This window comes from Kribbella caucasensis (assembly GCF_004361855.1).
GTDB classification, from domain to species: Bacteria; Actinomycetota; Actinomycetes; order Propionibacteriales; family Kribbellaceae; genus Kribbella; species Kribbella caucasensis.
In genome coordinates, this window is record NZ_SNWQ01000008.1 from 108,236 (window position 1) to 128,617 (window position 20,382).

Below are 20,382 nucleotides of genomic sequence, written 5' to 3' on the forward strand. Positions count from 1 at the left end.
CGTTCTGGTCAGGGTCAAGGCGGCCGGGCTGAACGCGATCGACAACGCCATCGCCGCCGGGATGATGGCCGCGATGCTGTCGCACGAGTACCCGCTCGTCCTCGGCCGTGACGCCGCCGGGGTGGTCGAGGCGATCGGTGCCGGTGTCGACCACGTACAGGTCGGCGACGAGGTGTTCGGCCATGTGCTGCTCGCGCCCCCGGTCCAGGCCGGCACCCTCGCGGACTACGCGCTCCTGCCCGCTGCCTCCGTCACGGTCAAGCCGGCCGAGCTGGACTTCGTCACCGCGGCCGCGCTTCCGCTGGCCGGCGCTGCCGCGGTCGCTGCCGTTGACGCCATCAGCCCAGAGCCCTATCCCCAGGTGAGCGGGTCGAGCAGCATGTAGACGTCGAGGCGGCGCCGGTCGGGATCCGGCAGGCCGTATGCGGTGAGGAAGCCGGCCGGATCGAGGTCCCACTCGTCGACGAGCTGGACCGCGGTCAGCGCGAGATCGGCGTACCGGTCGGCGACGCCCAGCCGACCTAGATCGATCAGGCCGGTGATCTCGAGCGAGTCCGGGTCGAAGAGGAAGTTCGGCAGGCACGCGTCGCCATGGCAAACCACGAGATCACCGGCCGCCCGCTCCTCCGCATACGGCAACTCGGACTCTAGGCGAGCGAGCAGGTCCTCCGGCCGTTCCCGTCGCCACTCATCCCTGAGGAACTGCGGATTCACCGCACCCCGCCGTACGACGTCCTCCGCCTGGCCGAACACGCTGCCCAACGGACGAACGAACGGGCAGGCCGCGACGTCAAGGTCGTGCAGCCGCCGAAGCATCCCAGCTAGCCGCTCCACCGCCTTGGGCCGAGCATCCGGCGGCAGTTCAACCGCGGCAACACCGGCCACCGCGGACGTCACCAGGCACGCGCGGCCGTCGCCGGACTCGGACCACTCGAGCACCTCGGCACCTGGGATCCCGGTTCCGGCGAGCCACGCGACTCGATCCCGCTCGCCCCGCAATGCGTCGATCCCGCTCGCCGGAGCGACCTTGGCGTACGCCGCGCCGTCGCCGCGCCGGTACACCTTGGTATCCGACTCACCGCTCGTCACCGGCACCCACTCGCCCGTCAACACCAGCCAATTACAGCAGTCCCCGCGGCAGCCGCTGAGTCCGGTGAACGGACAGTTCGTCACGATCTGGAGTGACCCGCAACCGGGCGGTGGACACTGAGTTCGTGGGGACAGCGGCGGTAGGGCCGGATCGTCGGCTTGCCGGCCGGGCGGCCGAGCAGAAACTTCTCGCGAGTGCTTTGGAGGGGACCGCGGGCGGACACCCGTGCGCGGTGGTGGTGCACGGTGAGGCCGGCGTGGGCAAGACCAGGCTGGTTCGCGAGGTGTGTGAAGGTCTTGGCGACGAGACCGAGGTGCTGTGGGGCAGTTGCGTGCACTTTGGCGAGGCATCGGTCCCGTTCGCGCCGGTGATCGGCGCGTTGCAGGCATGGCTGGCGCGGACTGACGCGGCGACTCGCGCGGAAGTGCTGGCCGGCGCCGGTGACCTCGCGGTATTGCTGCCGGCGATGGGGCTGGGTGATACGCCCACGGGACAGCCTGGACGGCTGCTGCCCCTGATCGACCTGGTCGTCAACCGTCTCGCCGACCGACATCGGGTCGTGGTCGTGATCGACGACCTGCACTGGGCGGACAGTACCTCGCTGGACGTGCTCGCGTATCTGATCACCGGGTTCCGCGAGCAGCGGATTGCGTTGCTCGCGACGTGTCGGGACGAGCACCGCGGTGAGGGCCATCCGTTGCACGGCTGGCTCGCGGACATGCGGCGGATGCCACTGTTCACCGAAATCCATCTCGACCGGCTCGACCTCGCAGGGACGGAGGCCCAGCTCGAAGGTCTGCTGGGACGCACGACGGACGTCGGGTTCGCGGCCCAAGTGCACGAGCGCTCCGGCGGGAATCCCTATCTCACCGAGCTGATGGTCCACGGCCTGTCGGGGACCGAGGCAGACCTGCCGGCGACCGCGCCGGCCGCGCTACGCGATGCGCTGCTGGCCAGCTGGCACGGCCTCTCAGCCCCGGCCCGCCAGGCCACCCGCGTGCTCGCCGTAAGCGGCCGTCCGACCGAGTTCGCGGTGCTGACTGAGGTGGTTGCAAAGCACGGCGTCGACCCCGCCCAGCTACCCGGTTGCCTGACCGAGGCCCAGGACCACGGCGTACTGCGCCCAGATGACGAGGGACGACAGTGGTTCCGCCACCCGCTGCTGGCAGAGGTCCTGTACGACACCATGCCGCCGGGCGAAGCTGCTCGCGTCCACGCGACCTACATCGGTGGGCTCGAGTCCCTGCCCGACGAGTTACGCGGAAGTGCGGCGGCAGACCTGGCGGTTCACAATGAGCGGGCCGGACAGACTGACGAGAGCTTCCAGTGGTCACTCATGGCGGCGGACCATGCCGCAGGTCTGCATGCCTCTGCTGAGGAGGCCATAAATCTGGAGCGTGCTTGTTCGTTGTGGAACGCGGTCTCCCTGGATGTCCGGGGGACACCGGCCGAGCATGTCGATCTCCTGTTCCGAGCCAGCCAGGCTTGCGAGAGAGCCGGACGAATCGATGCGGCCATCGCCCAGCTCGAACAAGCGCTGAGCCTCGTGAAGCGGGATCGCGAGCCCCTCTTGGCGAGCACCCTGCTTGGGGCGTTGAGCGAATACAGATGGGAGCGCTCGGCTCCGGGGACGGCAATTGTCAAGGAGATCCTCGAAGCCGTTGAGCTGACTGAGCCATTTCATGACAGCTCTCAGCGTGCCCACGCGCTAGCGAGTTTGGCTGACGCCGAGATGTGGGACGGTATGCACCCCGAGGCCGCGAGCCACGCGGAGGAAGCCGTGCAGGTCGCTCGCAGATCTGGGGCGCAAGTGGCGCTCGCTGGCGCCCTCAATGTCCGCGCGAGCGTCCACTTCAGCCTCGACGATGTCGAGTCCTCGATGAAGGACGCGGCAGAAGCGGACCGGCTTGCGCGGCTGTGCGGCGACAGTGCGCAACTTGAGAGAGCTGCGAACTGGCGGGTGCTTGGCCTGCTGAAGTTCGGACTGGTCCACGAGGCCACGGATGTCGCCCTGACAGCGTTCGAGGACGTGCTCCGGGCGGGATCAGCGCACTATGGCTACTATCTCGCCTCCTTGGCAGCTGAGGGCATGCTGTTCTCGGGACGCTGGCCGGAGTGTCGCGATCTACTGCGGGAGGCGTTGTCCGCGCGCTGCGGAACCATTCCCGGTGCAGCGGTTCGATTGGTCGCGGCTCAACTGGCCGTCAGGTTGGGGAGTTTGGCTGAAGCCAGGCAGCACCTGGATCGGGCGCTGGAGCTGATCTCAGTGGACTTCCCGGGACTGCGCATGCGCATATCCCTGGCTGGTGCGGAGGTCTTCGTGGCGACTGGTGAACCGCGCAAGGCGCTCGAGTGGATCCGGGCTCGGCTCGCTCCGGAAGGCATGCCCGGCGTTTACGACGACCACCTCCTCGTGGCCCTCGCAAACGCCGCGGCCGAACTCGCGGTGGCTGGTCGAGATACCGGTGACACCGACAGCGTCGCGCGGGCCGTGTCCACTCTCGATGCAGTGCTCGGACGCTGGCCACGGGGACCTTTCAAGGCAGGCCCGGACGTCGACATCCAAGCTATGCACGCAGCGCTTTTCGACGCCGAGGTCGCCCGATGCCGAGGGCAATCCGATGAGGCGGCGCGATGGGAGCAGGCGATCGAGAAGTGCAGCGCCGCTGGTGCTCCGTGGCATGCCGCCGTGTCGCGCCTGCGCTGTGCCAACGCTCTGATCGCCACCGGGTCGGCCGGCTCGGACGTGAGCGAGCTGTTGCGGCAGGCCCACCGGACTTCTGTTGAGCTCGGGGCCCGACCATTGCAGGAGCAGGTCGAATCGCTCGCACGGATGGCACGCGTCACCCTTCGCGAACCCGTCCCGATCGCGGACACGCCTAGACCACCAGCCGCGCTCGCCGGCCTCACCGCCCGCGAGCGAGAGATCCTGGCCTTCCTGGTGGCCGGACGCTCCAACGGCGAGATCGCGAAGGAACTCGTGATCAGCGACAAGACCGTCAGCGTGCACGTCTCCAACATCCTCCGAAAGACCGGCACCTCGACCCGCGTGGAAGCGGCAGCTATCGCCGAACGCTTGGCCGTCCACCGCGACAGCTGACGATCGGGCCAGCTTCCGACACGGACCCGCCGTACCTGCGGGGGCGCGCAGATACGTCGACCCGCCTAGATGGCCGGCGCGTGGCTACGCCGGTACAGCCACAGGCCACAAAACGCGAGGCCCGCACCACCGAGCGCGGAGGCGCCCGCCTGCAGGGCCTCGACCCCGGCGTCGTCCACCGGTGCCTGGACCCGATCGGTAGGCGACGCTGGCACGTCGAGTTTGTACTGCGGGTAGTTGTACTCCGGGGTCGTGTCCCCGAACCCCGGGTAGCCGGACCCTTCGTCCGGCCAGTCGTACGCCTGGACCCGCGCGTCCGGGGACTTGGTTCCGGACCCCGGGTCTTTCAGCATGGCCGACGCTTCGATCGCGGTGAGCGAGGCAGCGCCTAGCACGAGTGCGGATACTGCGAGGGCTGAGTACCTGCGGTTCATGATTCCTCCCCTTGAAGGCCTTACGGCGGCGACCGCCGCTCTCCTCCACAGTCGGCGCGCAGGCTGCGCCGCCACATCGTGCTCACCCCCTCAGATCGCCGGCCCAACCCCCTCAGATTCCGCGGTGGAGACCAAACCCACCACCTACTCCTGTCGATGTCGTGCAGCCGCCGGTGCCGAGAATGCCGTCGGCGATGGCCAGGAGGATGGTCCGGATCACGCAGATATCGTGATATCTTGCTAGCCATGGCGAAGGAAGCGACGAAGAACATCCTGTTGCGACTCGATCCCGAGCTGGCCGAGCGACTGCAGGCGATCGCACAGGTCGAAGGCCGCTCGGTCTCCGACGTCGCCCGCGAGGCGATCGCGGCCCTGGTCGAGCAGCGCCGTACCGACCGCCGGTTCAGCAAGCTCCTGGAGGAGAACCTCGTCCGGCACGAGGAAACCCTCCGCCGGCTCCGCCAGGACGACTGATGGTCCACCTCGACCTGTACGACGTGCTGGCGGTCGCGGCCCGGGTCCTCCGGATCGACGCGGGCGCAGTCGTCCGCAGTACAGATCTCGACGCGATCGACCGTGCCCTCACCGCCGCCCGAGCCCACAACCCGGGTGAGGTACCCGAAGCGGCGGCGGTGCTATTCGTCGGGTTGGTCCGGGAGCAGCCGTTCGAGCGGGACAACCGGCTCGTCGCACTGGCCGTGCTGCTGCAGTTCCTCGGGCTCAACGGCTTCGATCTTCGCCTTGAACCGGGCGCGGACCTCGACGACCTCTTCGACCGCGTCGCCGACGGCCGCTTCGGACGGTGGGAGATCGCCGACTTCATCCGCTCTGTGCTCAGTGAACGTTCGCGACCGGTCTGGTTCGAAGCAGTCGGCGACAAGGAGGACGCCATGTTCGAGTTGTTCAGCGATTCCGCCCGCCGCGCGATCGTGCTCGCGCAGGAAGAGGCACGGCTGCTCAGTCACAACTACGTGGGCACCGAACACATCCTGCTCGGCCTGATCGACGAAGGCGGCACCGCGGCCAAACACCTCGCCGAGGCCGGCATCACAGCCGCCGCGGTCAGAACCGTGGTCCTGGAGATCATCGGCCCCGGCCAGACCGCGCCCGGCGACCACCTCCCGTTCACTCCCCGCACCAAACGGGTCCTCGAACTCACCCGCACCCAGGCCCGAATCCTCGGCAGCGAGGAGTTCCGCCCTGAACACATCCTGCTCGGCCTGATCGCCGAGGGCAAAGGTGTCGCCGCACAGGCTCTTGCGAAGCTCGGCGCCGACCCCGTCCGCCTCCGTCGCCAGATCACCGCTGAGACCGACCTCCGCCAGCGCACCGAAGACGCCGTCCACGGGTTCCTCACCGAAGACGCCGAGCACAGCGGCACCTACGCCCGGAGCCCGCACATCCGCCACCGCCACCTCGTCACCGAACTCACCGCTCTCCTCGACGAGAACGAACGCCTGCACTCGGAAACCGCCGACCTCCGCGAAGAATCCACCCGACTCCGCAAGGAGGTAACCCGCCTCCGCGCCAAACTCCGCACCCACGACATCGACCCCGACACCTGAATCCGTCGGTCACGCGCCCGCCGAGGGCCGCCACGCCTCGGACCTCAACTTTGGAGCGGCCGCCCCACAACCGCCGCAACGCTTCCCCGAAATCAGCGCCGCCGTTCGACCAGCCACACGATCGCCGCCAGCATTCCCAGCCCAGCAGACACGCCCCCGAAGATCCGGCCGAAGTCGACATCCCCCGCCGCCTGTTCGCTGGCTCCGGCGGGCCGTACCTGCCGCGGGTCAGTCACCAGGCACTCCACCTCCAGTGCCCCACCCACAGCCGGTACGGCGACGTCGTCTCCCAACTCGTCAGCAGCTACCGCTCCAGTCAGGACCTGGCCGCCTGCTGGGTAGCGCACGACGAGCTTCCGATCCCCCATCCCCCACCAGCCGTCGTCGTACCGCAATACCTCAGCGATGACCACGGCCGTCTGTCCGTCGTACTGCCGCTCCTCGTAGCCCGCGACCACACTGCCGCCAAAACCGATCAGCGCCAGCAGACAAAAGAACCCCACCAGCGCCCCCGGCACCAACGAATCCCGACCTGCCCGACGCCACCCGTCGTTCACGGATCGTCCGGCGCCGGACGCTTCATCAGCAGCCGGCCGGACACCGCGGACCGATCGGGGCGATCGCCCCCTCACCCACAGGCCGACGAGGAAGAGCAGGCAGTACACGCTCCACGCCAAGACCGCGCCGAGGCCAACCAGTGCCCACTGCCAGAACACATCACCAGGATCTGCGCCCGCCAACAGCGCGACCAGCGCCCCAAGTCCACCCGAGGCGGTGGCCACACCGAGCAGCCCACCCATGAACGCCCACGGGACAGACCCACCACTCGCCTCACCCGCCAGATACAACCGGCACGGACCGACGACGAGCACCCACCTCAGCAACCGTCGCACGTTCGCCTCCCCAGGAACGGCCAGCCGCCGCAGCCCGCAGTGTGGGTTCCACCCGGGTGTACGACGTTCGTACGTCCGCCCGTCGTTCCGCTGTAGGGCGGTTGATCAGTCGGCGGCGACGCGGGTCTTTTCGGCTTCGATGTCGAAGTCGGCCTTGGGCCACTGGGGGTCGAGGTCGCGGAAGGTTTCCAGGAGGAGGGTGGTGACGGCCCAGTTGCGGTACCACTTGCGGTCGCTCGGGATCACGTACCAGGGTGCTGCCGGGCCGTTGCAATTCTCCAACGCGGCCTCGTACGCCTCGGTGTACGCCGGCCACAACTCCCGCTCGTCGACGTCACCGGGGTTGTACTTCCAGTGCTTGGTCGGGTCGTCCAGCCGGGCCGCGAGGCGCAGCTTCTGTTCCTCGGACGAGATGTGCAGGAAGCACTTCAGCATCGTGATCCCCTGCTCGGCCAGCTCCGCCTCGAACTCGTTGATCTGCTCGTACCGGCGGTTCCACACCGGTGGCGCGACCAGGTTCCGCACCCGGGCGATCAGTACGTCCTCGTAGTGCGACCGGTCGAAGATCCCGACGAGTCCCGGCCCCGGCAGCGCCTGCCGGATCCGCCAGAGGAACCCACGCCGTTTCTCGGTCGGCGTCGGTGCCTTGAACGAGGTGATCCGCAAACCCTGCGGATCCATCAGCCCCGCGCCATGCCGGATCACGCCACCCTTGCCCGACGTGTCCATCCCCTGCAGCACGAGCAGGACCGAACGACGGCTGCCCTTGCGACCCTCGGCGTACAGGCGTTCCTGGAAGTCAGATACCTCGGGGCCGAGCGCGTCCAGCGCGACCTTGCCCTCTTCCTTGGTACCGCTGAACCCGGTCGCCGCCCGCGTGTCGAATTTGCCTAGGTCGACCGCCCCGGCCGGCACCCGCAACGCGTCCAGCAGCCTGCCGCTCGGCTCAGCCTCTCCTGCCTTCTTCTTCGCCATTGAAACATCCTGCCCCATCCCCTCCGACATTCCGGTGAGGACGGGGCAGGATCCGTACTACGCGCTGGTCAGCGACGGGTGGCCGCGCTGCCCAGGTCCCAGCTGATCGAGGTCGAGTACAGGGCGAACCGGTAGTCCCGCGTCTTGCTGTACCGGTAAGCCATGCTGACCTCACCCTTGGAGTTCGTCCACACGCCCGCCTTCAACGTCTGCCACTGCGTCGACCCGATCTCCCGGAACTGGAACACACCCGCAGCGGACCGCTTGAAGAAGTTGTTGTTGGACACGGAGTAGAGCAGCGAGGTGCCCTTCAGGGTCACCACGTCAGCCGTGCGGGACGAGGAGATCCACGCACCGGCGGCCAGCTTCACGGTCACCGGAACGCTGTTCTGGGTGTAGGTGACGCCGTCGTTGTAGTTCTTGCTGCCAGCCGGCTGGAACGTCTGGTTCCCGATCGCATCGTCGGAGAAGACCCACCAGGTCCCGTCGAGTTCCGGGTCGCGGTCGTCCCAGCCGATGAAGTTCTGATAGCCCTTGGACGGGTGGTTCAAGTCCCAGACAGAGCTGTTGCCCGCCCGGACGCAGTCACCGGAGATCTTTCCCGGCAGAACCAGGATCGGCCTGCTGATGGCGACCCGGGTCGGGACGGACACGTTGCAGGTACCAGCGGCCTGCGCCGACGCGGCCGGGCCCTTGGGGAGCACTGGCAACGGACGGCTGGCGGATGCCGCAAGCGGCGACACGGCGGCGAGGCCGATGGCGGCGATCGCGGCCGTGAGGGTACGGCGAATCATTCGATGTGCTCCTAGATGTCATACACGGATGGCACTGGGACCCCCCTCAGCACCGATTGCCGCGCGGAGCTTAACCGATACAGAGGTCGGGATCGTGAAGAGCCCAGCGATTTGCTGCGTTTCGCCCTGGAATTTTGCAGCAAGCTGCAACAGTTGTCCGCTCAGCGGGTCGTGACAGCGCTGGCAACGTCCCAGCTGATCGGCGTTGAGTACAGCGCGAAGCGGTAGTCGCGGGTAGGTGCGTAGGTGTACGCCATCGTCACGGTTCCTGCCGAGCTCGTGCGGACCGCCTTGAGCGGTTTCCACGCGGTTGTGCCGCGGTCGCGGTATTGGAAGACGCCGGCCGCTGAGCGCTTGAACCACTTGTGGTCGCCCTGCGAGTACAGCAGTGCCGTCCCGGTAAGTGTGACGACAGCGCCCTTGCGGGACGACGAGATCCAGGCGCCGGTACCGAGCCGGATATCCACCTTGAGGGTGTTCTGTGGCACCGGACCGTTCCATCCGCTGGCGCCGGCAGGCGTCCAGGTCTGAATGCCGAGCGGATGGTTGTCGGACACCCTCCAGATCCCGCCGTTCTCGAAGTCAGTGCTCTCCAACGTCTTGCCGCTTGCGGTCTTCAGCGTCCAGACCCCACGGATGCAGTCGCCGGTCATGGTCTGGGTCAGCTGATTGGCGTATACGGCTATCGCCACGCGGGCAGGTGAGTGCAGCGTGCACATCGGACCTCCCTCAGCTGGTGTGGCGGTGATGGCCCCTCCCACCAGTGCGGCGGCGAATACGGCGGACGAGATCGAACGGCGGCGGCTCACTTTGCGAACGTCTCCTTGCTGACGACTGGGGACGCTGGACCCCTCAGCGCCGAAGCCGCCGCAGCCTACCCGGTCAGGCCATGCCGGTGTGGGCTAGGGCTATCAGGCGGGAGAGGGCTCGGAGGTACTTCTTGCGGTAGCCGCCTTTGAGCATGGTCGGGGAGAACATGTGGTCGAGGGGGACGCCGCTGGCGAGGAGGGGGATGTCGCGGTCGTACATGCGGTCGGCGAGGACGACGACACGGAGGGCGATGTTCTCGTCGGTGAGTTCGCGGATGTCGACGATGCCGACGGTTTCGACGCCGTCGAGGAATGCGCCGTACTTGCTAGGGTGGAGTTCGCCGAGGTGGTGATACAGGTCGACGAAGTGGTCGCAGGAGGCGCCAGGGTGGTTGGCGGCGGCGCGTTCGACCTGGTCGTCGGTCCAGGGGTCGGGGGCGACGGGGAGGCCGCGGTGCCGGTAGTCGGGGCCGTCGATGCGGCGTACGTCGAAGTGGGCGGCGAGGGCCTGGATCTCGCGGAGGAAGTCGCTCGCCTGGAACCGTCCCTCGCCGAGCTTGTCGGGCAGGGTGTTCGAGGTGGCGGCGAGCTGGACGCCGGCGTCGACGAGTTGGCCGAGCAGTCGGGAGATCAGCATCGTGTCGCCGGGGTCGTCGAGCTCGAACTCGTCGACACAGATCAGCCGGTACTGCGAGAGCGCAGCGACCGCCTCGCGCATCCCAAGGGCGCCGACCAGGTTGGTCAGCTCGACGAAGGTGCAGTACATCTTCGGTCCGGCTGAGACGTGCCAGAGCGATGCGAGCAGGTGGGTCTTGCCGACGCCGAAGCCGCCGTCCAGGTAGATGCCGGGTTTGGTTTGTGGCTCTGACTTGCGGCCACGGAAGAGGCGGCCGAGTCTGCGGGGTTTGGTGGTACGGCGGGGTTCGGCGAGGGCGTTGCCGCGTTCGATCAGGAGTGCGAGCGCTTCGGCCTGGCTGGGCTCGGCGGGATCCGGGCGGTAGGTCTCGAACCGGACCGGCGCGAACCGGGGCGGCGGAACACACTCGGACAGCAACCGGTCCGGACTGACCTCCGGCCGGCGCTCGGTCAGACGGATCGGCATGCCGCCAACCCTACGACGTTCCCACTTACCTACTCCCCCACAGCCCAACCTCGGCAGCTGGGGATCTGGGAATGACTGGAAAGTTTGCTGTCACCTTGACCGCTTTCTTACTTTACGTTAGGAAGTTGTCATCGGGGTTTCGTAGAGCCGTACACGGGTGTCCCGCCGGGCGCGGAGAGCTTGGTCAGGTCCGACGGCGGATCACCAGCCAGTACGGCATGACCCGGCTGGACGGAACCGCATGACCCGCAGTACCGAGAAGGAGACAGCGTGACGAACTTTTCCGCCCGGATTCGTTTGGGGCGCGGCGACCGCGTCGTACCAGGTCGAGGGAGCGGTTGCCGAGGACGGGCGCGGGCCGAGCATCTGGGACACCTTCGCGCACACACCGGGGCGGATCTCGGACGGGACGACCGGTGATGTTGCCGACGACCACTATCACCGGTACGCCGAGGACATCCGGTTACTGGCGGGCCTTGGGCTGTCGGCGTACCGGTTCTCCATCGCGTGGCCGCGGATCGTGCCGAGCGGGAGCGGGGCCGCGAACCAGGCCGGACTGGACTTCTACCGCAGGATCGGGGAGACCTGTCTGGAGAATGGCGTCACGCCGTACGCGACCTTGTATCACTGGGATCTCCCCCAGCCGCTGGAGGACGCCGGCGGCTGGCTCGTGCGCGACACGGCCGAGCGGTTCCGGGACTACGCGGCGATCACCCAGGCAGCGCTCTCCGACGTGGTCAAGGACTGGATGACGCTGAACGAGCCGTGGTGCTCGGCGTTCCTTGGCTACGGCAACGGTGAGCACGCGCCCGGGCGGACCGAGGGCGCGGACGCGATGAAGGCGGTCCATCACCTGCTGCTCGGGCACGGACTTGCGCTGCAGGCGATCAAGCAATCGGACAACACGGTCGGGATCGCGCTGAACCCGGCGCCCGTGTACGCCGCTTCGCCGTCAGAAGCGGATCGGGATGCCGCCCGGCGGGTCGACGGGTTGCGGAATCGGATGTTCCTGGATCCGTTGCTGCTCGGGAAGTATCCGGCCGATGTGCTCGAGGACACCGGTATGACCGAGTGGTTCGCGCAGTACGACGACGATCTCCGGCTGATCTCGGCGCCGCTGGACTTCATCGGGGTGAACTACTACTGCCCGTCGACAGTCGCGGCGCCGGACGGGCCGATCTCGGCTCCGGGGACGCCGACGACGCAGCCGGGCAGCGAGAACATCGTTGCCGTCGACACCGGTCTGGAGAAGACCCAGATGGGCTGGGGAATCCAGCCGAGCGGGTTGCGGGACATCCTCAAGGCGATCAATGAGCTGGCGCCGGAGATGCCGTTGTACATCACCGAGAACGGCGCGGCGTACCCGGATGAGCTGACGGACGGCGGGATGGTCGAGGATGTGAAGCGGCAGGAGTACCTGGAGCAGCACATCGCGATGGTTGGTGCGGTGATCGCGGAAGGGTTGCCGGTGAAGGGGTACTTCGCCTGGACGTTGCTGGACAACTTCGAGTGGTCGTTCGGGTTCAGCCGGCGGTTCGGGTTGGTCTACGTGGACTACGCGACGCAGGAGCGGATCGTCAAGAACAGCGGGCTTTGGCTGAAGTCGTTCCTCAGCTCTTTGTGAGTTACGGCGCCTGCGGTGGTTGCTGATCCACCGCAGGCCCGTCAGCTGGTGAGCGCCCGGTTGGAGGTCTGATGCGGCGTCAGCCGGCTGTGCAGGACCAGGGACGCGGCGCCGAGGGCGGCGGCGCTCGGACCCAGTTTGGACAGCTCGACCCGGGTCGAGTGCATCGCCCGGACGAAGGACAGGCGGCCGAGCTCGTTGGAGGCGACGCGGGCGTAGATCTCGCCGGCCTCGCTGAAACCTGGGCCGGCCAGGATGATCTGGGAGAGATCGAGCAGGTTGGTGATCGAGAGCAGTGCCTTCGCCAGATACCAGGCGCTCTTCTCGATCAGGGCCAGGCAACGTTGGTCGCCGGCGACGGCCCCACGGGCGATCTTCGCGAAGTCCGCGCGGATCGCACTGTTGCGGCCGTGCAGGCCGAGATCGCGCACCAGGCCGTCGTCCTGACCGGCGAGGAACACCACTCGCGCGGGCGCGGCCAGGGCCTCGAGGCACCCGAACCCGCCACACCAGCAGCTCGGGCCTTTGACGTCGAGCACCATGTGGCCGATCTCGCCGACGTTCGACGAGGAACCGCGGTACACATCGCCGTTGGTGACCAGGCCGAGGCCGAATCCGGCGGCCAGGTAGACGGTGGCGAAGTCGTTGACGGACGGGATCCGGCCGGCCCAGAACTCGCCGATCGCCGCGCAGGTTGAGTCGTTCTCGACCACGACCGGGTATTCGATCGCACCGCTCAGCTTGCCCATGACTGCGAACGGTTCCCAGGCGTAGCGGTTCGCCCGGGACCTCAGCAGGCTCTCTCCCGCGCCTTGCCGGCCGGCCAGTGCGACGCCTACGCCGACGAGGGTCGCTGGTTCGACGTCGGCCTTGTGGATAAGGTCTTCCAGCTCGTTGACGATTCGCTTGATCGCGGTGGCGGGGGTGTCGCGGCCGATGCCGCGGGAGGCGAGCTGCTCGATCACGCGGCCGTTCATGTCGGTGATGACGTAGGTGATGCTGAGGGTGTCGATCGAGATGCCGACCGCGTGCCGGGCGCGGGGGTTGAACTGCAGCAGCGTCGCGCGCTTGCCGCCGGTCGGGTCGCCCGGGCCGGTCTCGACGATCAGCCCGTCGGCGAGGAGCTGCTTGACCACCCGGGAGATCGAGGCCGCGGTCAGTCCGGACCGCTGGGCCAGCTCGACCCGCGTGGCGGTGCCACTGGACCGGATCAGGTCCAGGATCGCGCTGTGCGTCTCCTGCGCGGTCGCGCCCTTCAAGATCTTCGCCACCTGAGCTCCCTCCCTGGGCGAACTTTAGTACACAACGTAAGGAAGTGGGCACTCCTGCTCTGAGTTGACCTCAAGTCTTGTTGAGGTCCTAGCGTTTCCAGGGTGCTCGGAGCGGGCGCGGAGGTCGAGATTCAGAGGAGAAGTGATGCGCGCGATCAGGCTGCACGAGTTCGGTCCGGCGGAGAATCTGGTCTTCGAACAGGTGCCGGATCCCGTACCGGCCGCTGGTCAGGTGCTCATCGTCGTCGAGGCGGCCGGGGTCCATCTGCTCGACACAGTACTCCGTGCGGGGACGGCCGGCGGTGGGCCGGTGCCGCCGCCCGAGTTGCCCACGATTCCCGGTCGCGAAGTCGCGGGCCGGGTGGAATCCGTTGGCGAGGGCGTCGACCAGGCCTGGATCGGCAAGCGGGTCGTGGTGCACCTCGGACCGGTGCCGGGCGGCTACGCGGAGAAGGCGGTCGCCAAGGTCGAGTCGCTTTACGAGATCCCTGACCATCTCGACGCCGCGACGGCCGTGGCGACCATCGGTACCGGCCGGACTGCCATCGGCATTCTCGAGCAGGCTGCCGTCACCGCCGACGACGTCGTCCTCATCACCGCGGCGGCAGGTGGGATGGGCAGCCTCTTCGTCCAGTACGCCCGCAACGCCGGCGCAACGGTGATCGGCCTGGCCGGAGGACCCGACAAGGCCCGCCTGGTCCGCGGACTCGGCGCACACCTAGCCGTCGACTACACCGAGCTGTACTGGAGCGCCCGGGTCCGCGAGTACCTCGGCGACCGCGCGGTGACCGTCGTGCTCGATGGCGTCGGCGGCGAAAGCGGCCAACGCGCCTTCGATCTCCTCGGGGTCGGCGGCCGGCTGCTGATGTTCGGCTGGTCCGGCGGCGGCCCGATCCAGCTGACCACGGACGACCTGATGAGCCGAGGCCTCACGGCGACCTGGGCCATCGGCCCCAAACTGATGCACCGGCTCCGCGCCCTCGAATCAGCCGCCCTCACCGAGTCCGTCGAAGGCCGCTGGTCACCGCTGACCACCACCTTCCCCCTCGCCAAGGCCGCCGACGCCCACCGCGCCCTGGAGAACCGCGAAACCACCGGCAAGGTCGTGCTACTTCCGTAACGTACGAAAGCTGCAGCAGCCCTTCACCGCCACCGGAAGGGCTGCTGCAGCTGCGGGCTTACCAGATCGTGTAGCCGAAAGTGGTACTGCCGCTCGCCCCACCACTGTCGGTCCCAGTCACTGTTGTCGTGTAAGAGCCGCGGCTGGTCGGCGTCCCCGAGATGACCCCGGCCGAACTGATCGACAGACCGGCAGGCAACCCGGTCGCCCGGAAAGTGATCGGCCGTCCCGTACTCGAGGTCGCCCGGATCTGCAGCGGGAAGCTCTGCCAACCGACGAATCCGTACTGGTTGCCCGGGTTCTGCACAGTCACCGTCCCGGTCGACGTCCCCGTCACAGCCAGGCTGTACGTCGCCTCGTGGCTGACCGCCCCGGTTCCCTTCACCGTCACCTGGTAAGTCCCGGCCGGAGTCGACGTCGACGTCGCCAAGGTGAGCCTCGACGAATCACCTGAAGTCACCGAAGACGGCGAGAACGTGGCCGTCGCACCCGTCGGCAGACCGATCGCGGACAACTGCACCGTTTGCGGGTCGCCGCTGACGGTCGTAGTACTGACTGTCGTCTGCACCGAACTGCCGGCCGCGACGGATCCCGAGGACGGGCTCACCGACAGCGAGAAGTCGTCGTCCGACGGCGGGTTGTCGCTCACGGCAAGCTTCCACAACCCGTACGCCGCCGCGTCGGCACTGCGGTCCAGAACCGTCGAGGCGACGTTCGCCGGATACTTGTCACACGCGGCGTGGTAGCACGGGTCATACGCCGAACCCGAAGTACCGCCCCACTTCTGTGCCTGCGCCGTCGTCTTGCGTGCACTCGCACCCGAGGCGACCCCGCTGGTCGGGATCCCGGCGTTCTTGAAGGACGCGTCGTCGGACCGTCCGGCGCCCTCGGTGTTCTCCTCCGGCTGCAGGTTCAGCCCGTCGTAGAACGCCTTCAGCACCTGGCCGGTCTCGGTGCTGATGTTGTTGACGAAGTAGCCGGCGTTGACCGATCCGACCATGTCGAAGTTCAGGTACGCCTTGATCTTCGACCGATCGGCCGAGGACAGCTGGCCGACGTAGTACTCCGAGCCGTTCAGCCCCTGTTCCTCATCGGTCCACCAGCCGAACCGCACGTGCCTGGCCAGCGCCGGGTTCTTCGCCGCGAGCGCCAATGCCGTCTCGAGGATCACGGCCGAACCGGTCGCGTTGTCGTTGCTCCCCGGACCGGCACTCACGCCGTCCAGGTGTGCGCCGAGCATCACGACCTGGTTGGCGTCACCACCCGGGTAGTCGGCGATCACGTTGTCCGACGGGTAGACGCAGTTCGTGCAACGCTGCTTCACGACGGTGAACCCGGCATCGCGCAGCTTCTGCTCAACGTAGTTCACAGACGCCGTGTAGCCCGCACTACCCGCCCGGCGATGCCCACCGTTGTTGTCAGCGGCCTGTTGCAGAGCGGCGACATGCGCCTTCACCTTCTCCACATCGAGGTCCGGTACGCCGGCGGGCGGGGCGGTCCCGCCGACGGTGAGCCGGTACGTCGCGGTCCGGTCGACGGCCGTTCCGTCACCGGTGATCTGTACGTCGTAACTGCCGTCGGGCGTGCTGGACGTTGTGCTGATCGTCAGCGTCGACGAGTTGCCCGACTGCACGGACGAGGGCTCGAACGATGCGGTCGCACCCGACGGCAGACCGGTCGCACTCAACTGGACGGTCTGCGCCGAGCCGTTGCCGATCACGGTGTTCACCGTCGCCGTCACGGACTCCCCCGGCTTGACCGAACCACTCGCCGGCGAGACGGACATGGTGAAGTCGTTGCCGGTCGCCGTACAGGTGCTCTCCCCGGAGTGGGTGCCCAGGGCAACCGCGTCCCAGGCCGCTTTCACCTTCGCGTGCAGGGCGCAGCCGCTGTCGAGGTTCTTGGCCGCCGCCAGCGTCGCCACCCGCCACTCCGGGTAGCTCATGTTGGAGGTCTTGGCGAGCATCGTGTTGTAGAAGATCTTGCAGGCTTCCTGGTGACCGATACCGGTGATCGTGCTGTTGTTGCAGGTCGGGCTGGCCGGCTTGCCGTTGCCCGGGTTGCTCCCCTCGGCGAGCAGGTAGAACCAGTGGTTCATCGGGCCGGCCGCGGCGTGCACGGACGACGGCAGGCTGGTGGAGTAGCAGTTCGGATGACCGGAGATCTTGGCCGGCTCGTACATGTACCGGATCGGGCCGCTGCCTTGCAGGTTGATCTCCTCACCGACCTCGTAGTCCGGTGGGTCGTTCGGGTTGTTCAGGTAGTGCTCGGTCAGCGTGCCCCAGATGTCCGCGACCGACTCCTGGGACGGATGGCCGGAGATCCCACCGGGCGTCTTGGCGTCCAGGCCGTGCCCGTACTCGTGCGCGACCACGTCGGTCCCGGTGATCCACTGCCGGCTGTTGTTGTAGCCGAACACCACGCCGTCCGGGTTGCTCTGGTGACCCCAGTACGCGTTGACGTCGCCCAGTCCGACCAGGGCGTCGGCCCAGCGCCCCTGCCCGTCAAGGCCGTTGCGCCCGTACCAGTCCTTGAGCATGTTCCACTCGCCGGCCGCGACGTACATAACGTCGACACACCCGGCTTCCTTGTCGGTCTTGGAGGTACTCCCCCAGACGTCGTCCGGTCCGGAGTACACGGTCCCGGTGCTGTAGTCGGCACACCGCAGGTTGGGGCGGCCCGGGTCGCTCATCGTGTACTGCGAACCGCTCTGGGTCGTCCCGAACGACAGGTTCGCGCCGTTCCACACACCCGTACCGGTGCCGGATGCGGTCTGCTCGATCGAGTGGACGACCTTGCCGGACCGGGCATCGACGTACACCTGCTGCCTGCTCGCCTCGTCGTCGTGCGTGCCCTGCACGATCGTCTCCCAGGCGAGCACGGGCTTGGCGCCGCCCGCGTACACGACCAGTGTGGGATCACCGTTGGCCGGTTTGCCCTGGTCGATCGCCTTTGTCGCTGTCCGCTTGGCTGTGGCCTTGCTGATCACCGGATGCCGGTTGACGTCGATGGGCTGCCGCTGAGCGATGTTGATCCCCCGGGCGTTGCCCTTGGCATCGGTTGTGAGGACGAAGTCGCCGCCGATCACCGGCAGGTCGTAGTACGTGCGCTGGTACGGGACGTACTGCAGACCCCAGGGGGTGCTGATCTCCGGTTGGCGGATGAACTGGTCGCCGGTGCCGGCCTTGAGTTCGGCGGCACGGCCTTCGACCAGCCGCTCGGCCGTACGGATGGCGGCGGTACGCGGATTCACCGGTGGATCGGCCTGTGCGTCTGCTGCGGGGAGCCGGGTGGCGATCACCGATGCGGTGACCGCCGCGAGGCTCAGGACGCAGCCGGCCGCGACAGTGCGCAGGACGGTGCGATTCACGGGACACTTCCTCACTGAGGGGGGCGGGACCCCCGCCACCGGCCGGGGGCTGCAGCGGACCGGCGGGTGACGTGGTGAGGAGACCGTGGGCTCCTGGGCAGGCGGATGAACTCGCGGCGTCCTCTAGGCAACGAGATTGGCACCGCCGAGTGCTGGCTGTGATATCTCAGCAGGGCATAGCCTCGCCGCTATAGAGCTGGAAATGCGACACCTGCGAGTTGTCTGCCGACTGGCCGACAGCGGCAGCGTCTCCAAGGCGGCGGCCGCGCTCGGCGTCTCCCAGCCGTCCCTGACCGCGCAGCTCCACCGGATCGAGGACACGATCGGCGGCCCGCTGTTCGAGCGCAGCCCGTTCGGCATACTGCCGACGCCGTTGGGCAAACACGTACTCGGCAGAGCGCGCGCGATGCTCGCCGACATGGACGACCTGCTCGGTTCCAGCCGGCGCTATTCGGCACGACCGGGACCGCTGCGACTCGGTTCGGTCCGGACGGTCATGTTCGGTGCCTGGTTGTCCCGTCTCGAGGAACTACTGCCAGACCGTCAGATCACGACGCAGGTGGACACGTCGTGCGCAGTACTGACTGACCTGCTTGCGGCCGACGTCGTCGACGTGATCATGCTCGGCCGGTGCGACGATGCGCATGCCCCACCGTGTCCAGCCCGGGCCGTCGAGCAGACCATGGTCTACCCGGAACCGTTCGCCGTCGCGCTGCCGGCCACCCACCGGTTGGCGTCGCGCGACGAGATCCAGCTGGCGGACCTCGCCGAGGACACCTGGATCATCCCGCCCGCCGGCAAGGAGGACGGCGACCTCGCCGTCCTCCGCGAGGCCTGTGAGGCAGTCGGATTCAGCCCACAGGTCCGCTACCCGAACCTGGACAGCGCCGAGATCGAGCAACTCATCGGCGAAGGCCGCGGCATCTGCCTGTGCGCACCCACCGTCCGCCCGATCCCGACCACGGTCATCCGCCCCCTCGCCGGCCAGCCCGTCATCTGGCGCCGCGCCCTCCGCTGGCGCCCCGAAACCATCAGCCGCGCCGACATCAACGTCATCCACCAGGCTTTCATCGACACCTACCGCGCCACCATCGCCGACAACGCCACCACCCACCCCTGGTGGCAAACCACCCCCACCGCCCACCCCACCATCCACGCCCCCTGTGCATAACTCCCACCCCCGAACGCCCCACCGCCCTAGACTTCCGGCATGGATGTGATGCCCAGCCGCCCGGAGATCTTCCTCCTGGCCGACAGCGACCGGCGACTCGTTCCCGACGGACCCACACTTGTCGGCCCGGACGGTGGGCGCCGGGACATCCCACCGAAGGTCTACGAGGTACTGCGCTTCGTGGAGGCCGCGATGCTCAAGGGGTACGCGGTCCAGGTCACGCCCCTGCGTGACGAACTGCCGATCGACGAGGCCGCCGACGCGATCGAGATGGACCGCGAAGAGCTGCGATTGTTCGCCGGCCGAGGCGATATCCCGTTCCGCTCCGACGAGTACGTCGACTGGGTGAAGCTGTCCGACGTACTGGCCTTCAACGCACGCCTCAACGCCGACCGAGAACAAGCCTTGCAGACCCTGGCCGAAGAAGAGTCCTGGGACGACGGCGGATCCACAACGGAACGGTGAGGATCCTCCGACCATGGCAAACCGCCCGCGCGCCTTCCTGGACGCGAACGTTCTGCGTGGCCAACTGACCACGGACGTCCTGCTGACGCTTGCTCACGAGCGTCTCTTCAGCCCGCGCTGGTCACAGGAGGTCCTCGCCGAGGTCAAGCGCAACCGCCCTGATGGAGTCAGCGAGGCGAAGATCGACGCACGCTTCGACCAGATGAACAAGGTGTTTCCGGCGGCGATGACCTCCGGCTACGAGCGCCTGATGCCGGAGATGCAGGCGGACGAGAAGGACAAACACGTCCTCGCCGCCGCGGTGCACTCGAAGTCGACCGTGTTGGTTACCGAGAACACCAAGGACTTCGACCCGCCCTCCAGCGGCTCCAACGCGATGAAGGTGGAGCGGACGTCGGCCTTCCTCAACCGCTTGCTCACCGAGAGCCCGGATCGGGTGACCTCAGCGATGAACAAGATGGTCGACCGCAAAAGAGAAGTAGCGGACGTTCTGCCCGAGGATGCCGACCGCCGAATCGTGCCGGACGGTCCAGCGCTCTTCGGTCCTGACGGCACCCGGCGCTCGGAGGAACCACGCGATGACTGAATCCGATCGCGCG

17 protein-coding genes and 1 pseudogene are annotated in these 20,382 nt (G+C 67.6%); 9 read left to right on the forward strand and 9 right to left on the reverse strand.

Annotation, left to right across the window (positions count from 1 at the left end; translation table 11 throughout):
• Positions 1 to 4 precede the first annotated feature (4 nt).
• Positions 5 to 385, forward strand: coding sequence for an alcohol dehydrogenase catalytic domain-containing protein (locus tag EV643_RS18005; RefSeq protein ID WP_255513007.1), 381 nt, complete (start codon positions 5 to 7; stop codon positions 383 to 385).
• Here the strand turns inward: EV643_RS18005 and EV643_RS18010 are convergent.
• On the reverse strand, positions 352 to 1,113 hold the full coding sequence (locus tag EV643_RS18010) for an aminoglycoside 3'-phosphotransferase (RefSeq protein WP_166665481.1): 762 nt from the start codon (positions 1,111 to 1,113) through the stop codon (positions 352 to 354). The two genes, EV643_RS18005 and EV643_RS18010, sit on opposite strands and share 34 nt — an antisense overlap.
• Positions 1,114 to 1,214: 101 nt before the next feature.
• On the opposite strand from EV643_RS18010, the gene EV643_RS46720 reads away from it, so the two are divergent.
• Positions 1,215 to 4,190 carry a helix-turn-helix transcriptional regulator gene (locus EV643_RS46720; RefSeq protein ID WP_166665482.1) on the forward strand — a complete coding sequence of 992 codons (2,976 nt, stop codon included), beginning with the start codon at positions 1,215 to 1,217 and terminating at the stop codon, positions 4,188 to 4,190.
• A 65-nt stretch (positions 4,191 to 4,255) separates the two neighbouring features.
• On the opposite strand, the gene EV643_RS18020 is transcribed toward EV643_RS46720, so the two are convergent.
• Entirely contained in the window at positions 4,256 to 4,624 is a 369-nt protein-coding gene (locus EV643_RS18020) for a hypothetical protein (protein ID WP_133801246.1), read from the reverse strand.
• A gap of 246 nt (positions 4,625 to 4,870) precedes the next feature.
• On the opposite strand from EV643_RS18020, the gene EV643_RS18025 reads away from it, so the two are divergent.
• Together EV643_RS18025 and EV643_RS46915 are read left to right on the forward strand one after the other, a co-directional pair.
• Positions 4,871 to 5,098 carry a ribbon-helix-helix protein, CopG family gene (locus EV643_RS18025; protein ID WP_202869604.1) on the forward strand — a complete coding sequence of 76 codons (228 nt, stop codon included), beginning with the start codon at positions 4,871 to 4,873 and terminating at the stop codon, positions 5,096 to 5,098.
• On the forward strand, positions 5,098 to 6,189 hold the full coding sequence (locus EV643_RS46915) for a Clp protease N-terminal domain-containing protein (RefSeq protein WP_370452302.1): 1,092 nt from the start codon (positions 5,098 to 5,100) through the stop codon (positions 6,187 to 6,189). Before EV643_RS18025 ends, EV643_RS46915 begins: the two co-directional genes overlap by 1 nt.
• Before the next feature lie 92 nt (positions 6,190 to 6,281).
• On the opposite strand, the gene EV643_RS18035 is transcribed toward EV643_RS46915, so the two are convergent.
• The 5 genes from EV643_RS18035 to zapE all read right to left on the reverse strand — a co-directional run bounded on the left by EV643_RS18035 (position 6,282) and on the right by zapE (position 10,762).
• On the reverse strand, positions 6,282 to 7,082 hold the full coding sequence (locus tag EV643_RS18035; protein ID WP_133801247.1) for a hypothetical protein: 801 nt from the start codon (positions 7,080 to 7,082) through the stop codon (positions 6,282 to 6,284).
• Between the two features lie 105 nt (positions 7,083 to 7,187).
• The gene (locus EV643_RS18040) at positions 7,188 to 8,057 is read right to left on the reverse strand and encodes a PPK2 family polyphosphate kinase (protein ID WP_133801248.1); all 870 of its coding nucleotides are present in this window, start codon (positions 8,055 to 8,057) and stop codon (positions 7,188 to 7,190) included.
• 68 nt (positions 8,058 to 8,125) lie between these two features.
• Complete coding sequence (locus EV643_RS18045) at positions 8,126 to 8,851, reverse strand: hypothetical protein (RefSeq protein ID WP_133801249.1); 726 nt, start codon at positions 8,849 to 8,851, stop codon at positions 8,126 to 8,128.
• Between the two features lie 161 nt (positions 8,852 to 9,012).
• The gene (locus EV643_RS18050) at positions 9,013 to 9,543 is read right to left on the reverse strand and encodes a hypothetical protein (protein ID WP_133801250.1); all 531 of its coding nucleotides are present in this window, start codon (positions 9,541 to 9,543) and stop codon (positions 9,013 to 9,015) included.
• A 190-nt stretch (positions 9,544 to 9,733) separates the two neighbouring features.
• On the reverse strand, positions 9,734 to 10,762 hold the full coding sequence (gene zapE, locus EV643_RS18055) for a cell division protein ZapE (protein WP_133801251.1): 1,029 nt from the start codon (positions 10,760 to 10,762) through the stop codon (positions 9,734 to 9,736).
• Positions 10,763 to 11,051: 289 nt separating this feature from the next.
• Between zapE and EV643_RS18060 the strand changes: the two are divergent.
• Positions 11,052 to 12,386: pseudogene (locus EV643_RS18060) on the forward strand (GH1 family beta-glucosidase); the annotation flags it as partial.
• Between the two features lie 41 nt (positions 12,387 to 12,427).
• Here EV643_RS18060 and EV643_RS18065 read toward each other — a convergent pair.
• The gene (locus EV643_RS18065; RefSeq protein WP_133801252.1) at positions 12,428 to 13,657 is read right to left on the reverse strand and encodes an ROK family transcriptional regulator; all 1,230 of its coding nucleotides are present in this window, start codon (positions 13,655 to 13,657) and stop codon (positions 12,428 to 12,430) included.
• Between the two features lie 145 nt (positions 13,658 to 13,802).
• On the opposite strand from EV643_RS18065, the gene EV643_RS18070 reads away from it, so the two are divergent.
• Positions 13,803 to 14,777 (forward strand): zinc-binding dehydrogenase, encoded by a 975-nt coding sequence (locus tag EV643_RS18070; RefSeq protein ID WP_133801253.1) that lies wholly within the window; start codon positions 13,803 to 13,805, stop codon positions 14,775 to 14,777.
• Positions 14,778 to 14,835: 58 nt separating this feature from the next.
• On the opposite strand, the gene EV643_RS18075 is transcribed toward EV643_RS18070, so the two are convergent.
• Positions 14,836 to 18,147, reverse strand: coding sequence for a M20/M25/M40 family metallo-hydrolase (locus EV643_RS18075; RefSeq protein ID WP_133801254.1), 3,312 nt, complete (start codon positions 18,145 to 18,147; stop codon positions 14,836 to 14,838).
• A gap of 202 nt (positions 18,148 to 18,349) precedes the next feature.
• Between EV643_RS18075 and EV643_RS18080 the strand changes: the two genes are divergently transcribed.
• From EV643_RS18080 to EV643_RS18090, 3 genes are read left to right on the forward strand one after another with little or no spacing between them, the layout of a single operon-like run.
• Positions 18,350 to 19,318 (forward strand): LysR family transcriptional regulator, encoded by a 969-nt coding sequence (locus EV643_RS18080; RefSeq protein WP_238165651.1) that lies wholly within the window; start codon positions 18,350 to 18,352, stop codon positions 19,316 to 19,318.
• Between the two features lie 39 nt (positions 19,319 to 19,357).
• Positions 19,358 to 19,783: a hypothetical protein gene (locus tag EV643_RS18085; RefSeq protein ID WP_133801255.1), complete on the forward strand. Its 426-nt coding sequence runs from the start codon at positions 19,358 to 19,360 to the stop codon at positions 19,781 to 19,783.
• A 13-nt stretch (positions 19,784 to 19,796) separates the two neighbouring features.
• Positions 19,797 to 20,369, forward strand: coding sequence for a PIN domain-containing protein (locus EV643_RS18090; protein ID WP_133801256.1), 573 nt, complete (start codon positions 19,797 to 19,799; stop codon positions 20,367 to 20,369).
• The last annotated feature ends 13 nt before the right edge of the window (positions 20,370 to 20,382 follow it).

Coding starts and splice junctions, on each gene's coding strand:
- EV643_RS18020 (WP_133801246.1), bottom strand. CDS start 4,624: ATGAACCGCAGGTACTCAGCCCTCGCAGTATCCGCACTCGTGCTAGGC.
- EV643_RS18085 (WP_133801255.1), top strand. CDS start 19,358: ATGGATGTGATGCCCAGCCGCCCGGAGATCTTCCTCCTGGCCGACAGC.
- zapE (WP_133801251.1), bottom strand. CDS start 10,762: ATGCCGATCCGTCTGACCGAGCGCCGGCCGGAGGTCAGTCCGGACCGG.
- EV643_RS18070 (WP_133801253.1), top strand. CDS start 13,803: ATGCGCGCGATCAGGCTGCACGAGTTCGGTCCGGCGGAGAATCTGGTC.
- EV643_RS18080 (WP_238165651.1), top strand. CDS start 18,350: ATGCGACACCTGCGAGTTGTCTGCCGACTGGCCGACAGCGGCAGCGTC.
- EV643_RS18090 (WP_133801256.1), top strand. CDS start 19,797: ATGGCAAACCGCCCGCGCGCCTTCCTGGACGCGAACGTTCTGCGTGGC.
- EV643_RS18045 (WP_133801249.1), bottom strand. CDS start 8,851: ATGATTCGCCGTACCCTCACGGCCGCGATCGCCGCCATCGGCCTCGCC.
- EV643_RS18025 (WP_202869604.1), top strand. CDS start 4,871: ATGGCGAAGGAAGCGACGAAGAACATCCTGTTGCGACTCGATCCCGAG.
- EV643_RS18040 (WP_133801248.1), bottom strand. CDS start 8,057: ATGGCGAAGAAGAAGGCAGGAGAGGCTGAGCCGAGCGGCAGGCTGCTG.
- EV643_RS46915 (WP_370452302.1), top strand. CDS start 5,098: ATGGTCCACCTCGACCTGTACGACGTGCTGGCGGTCGCGGCCCGGGTC.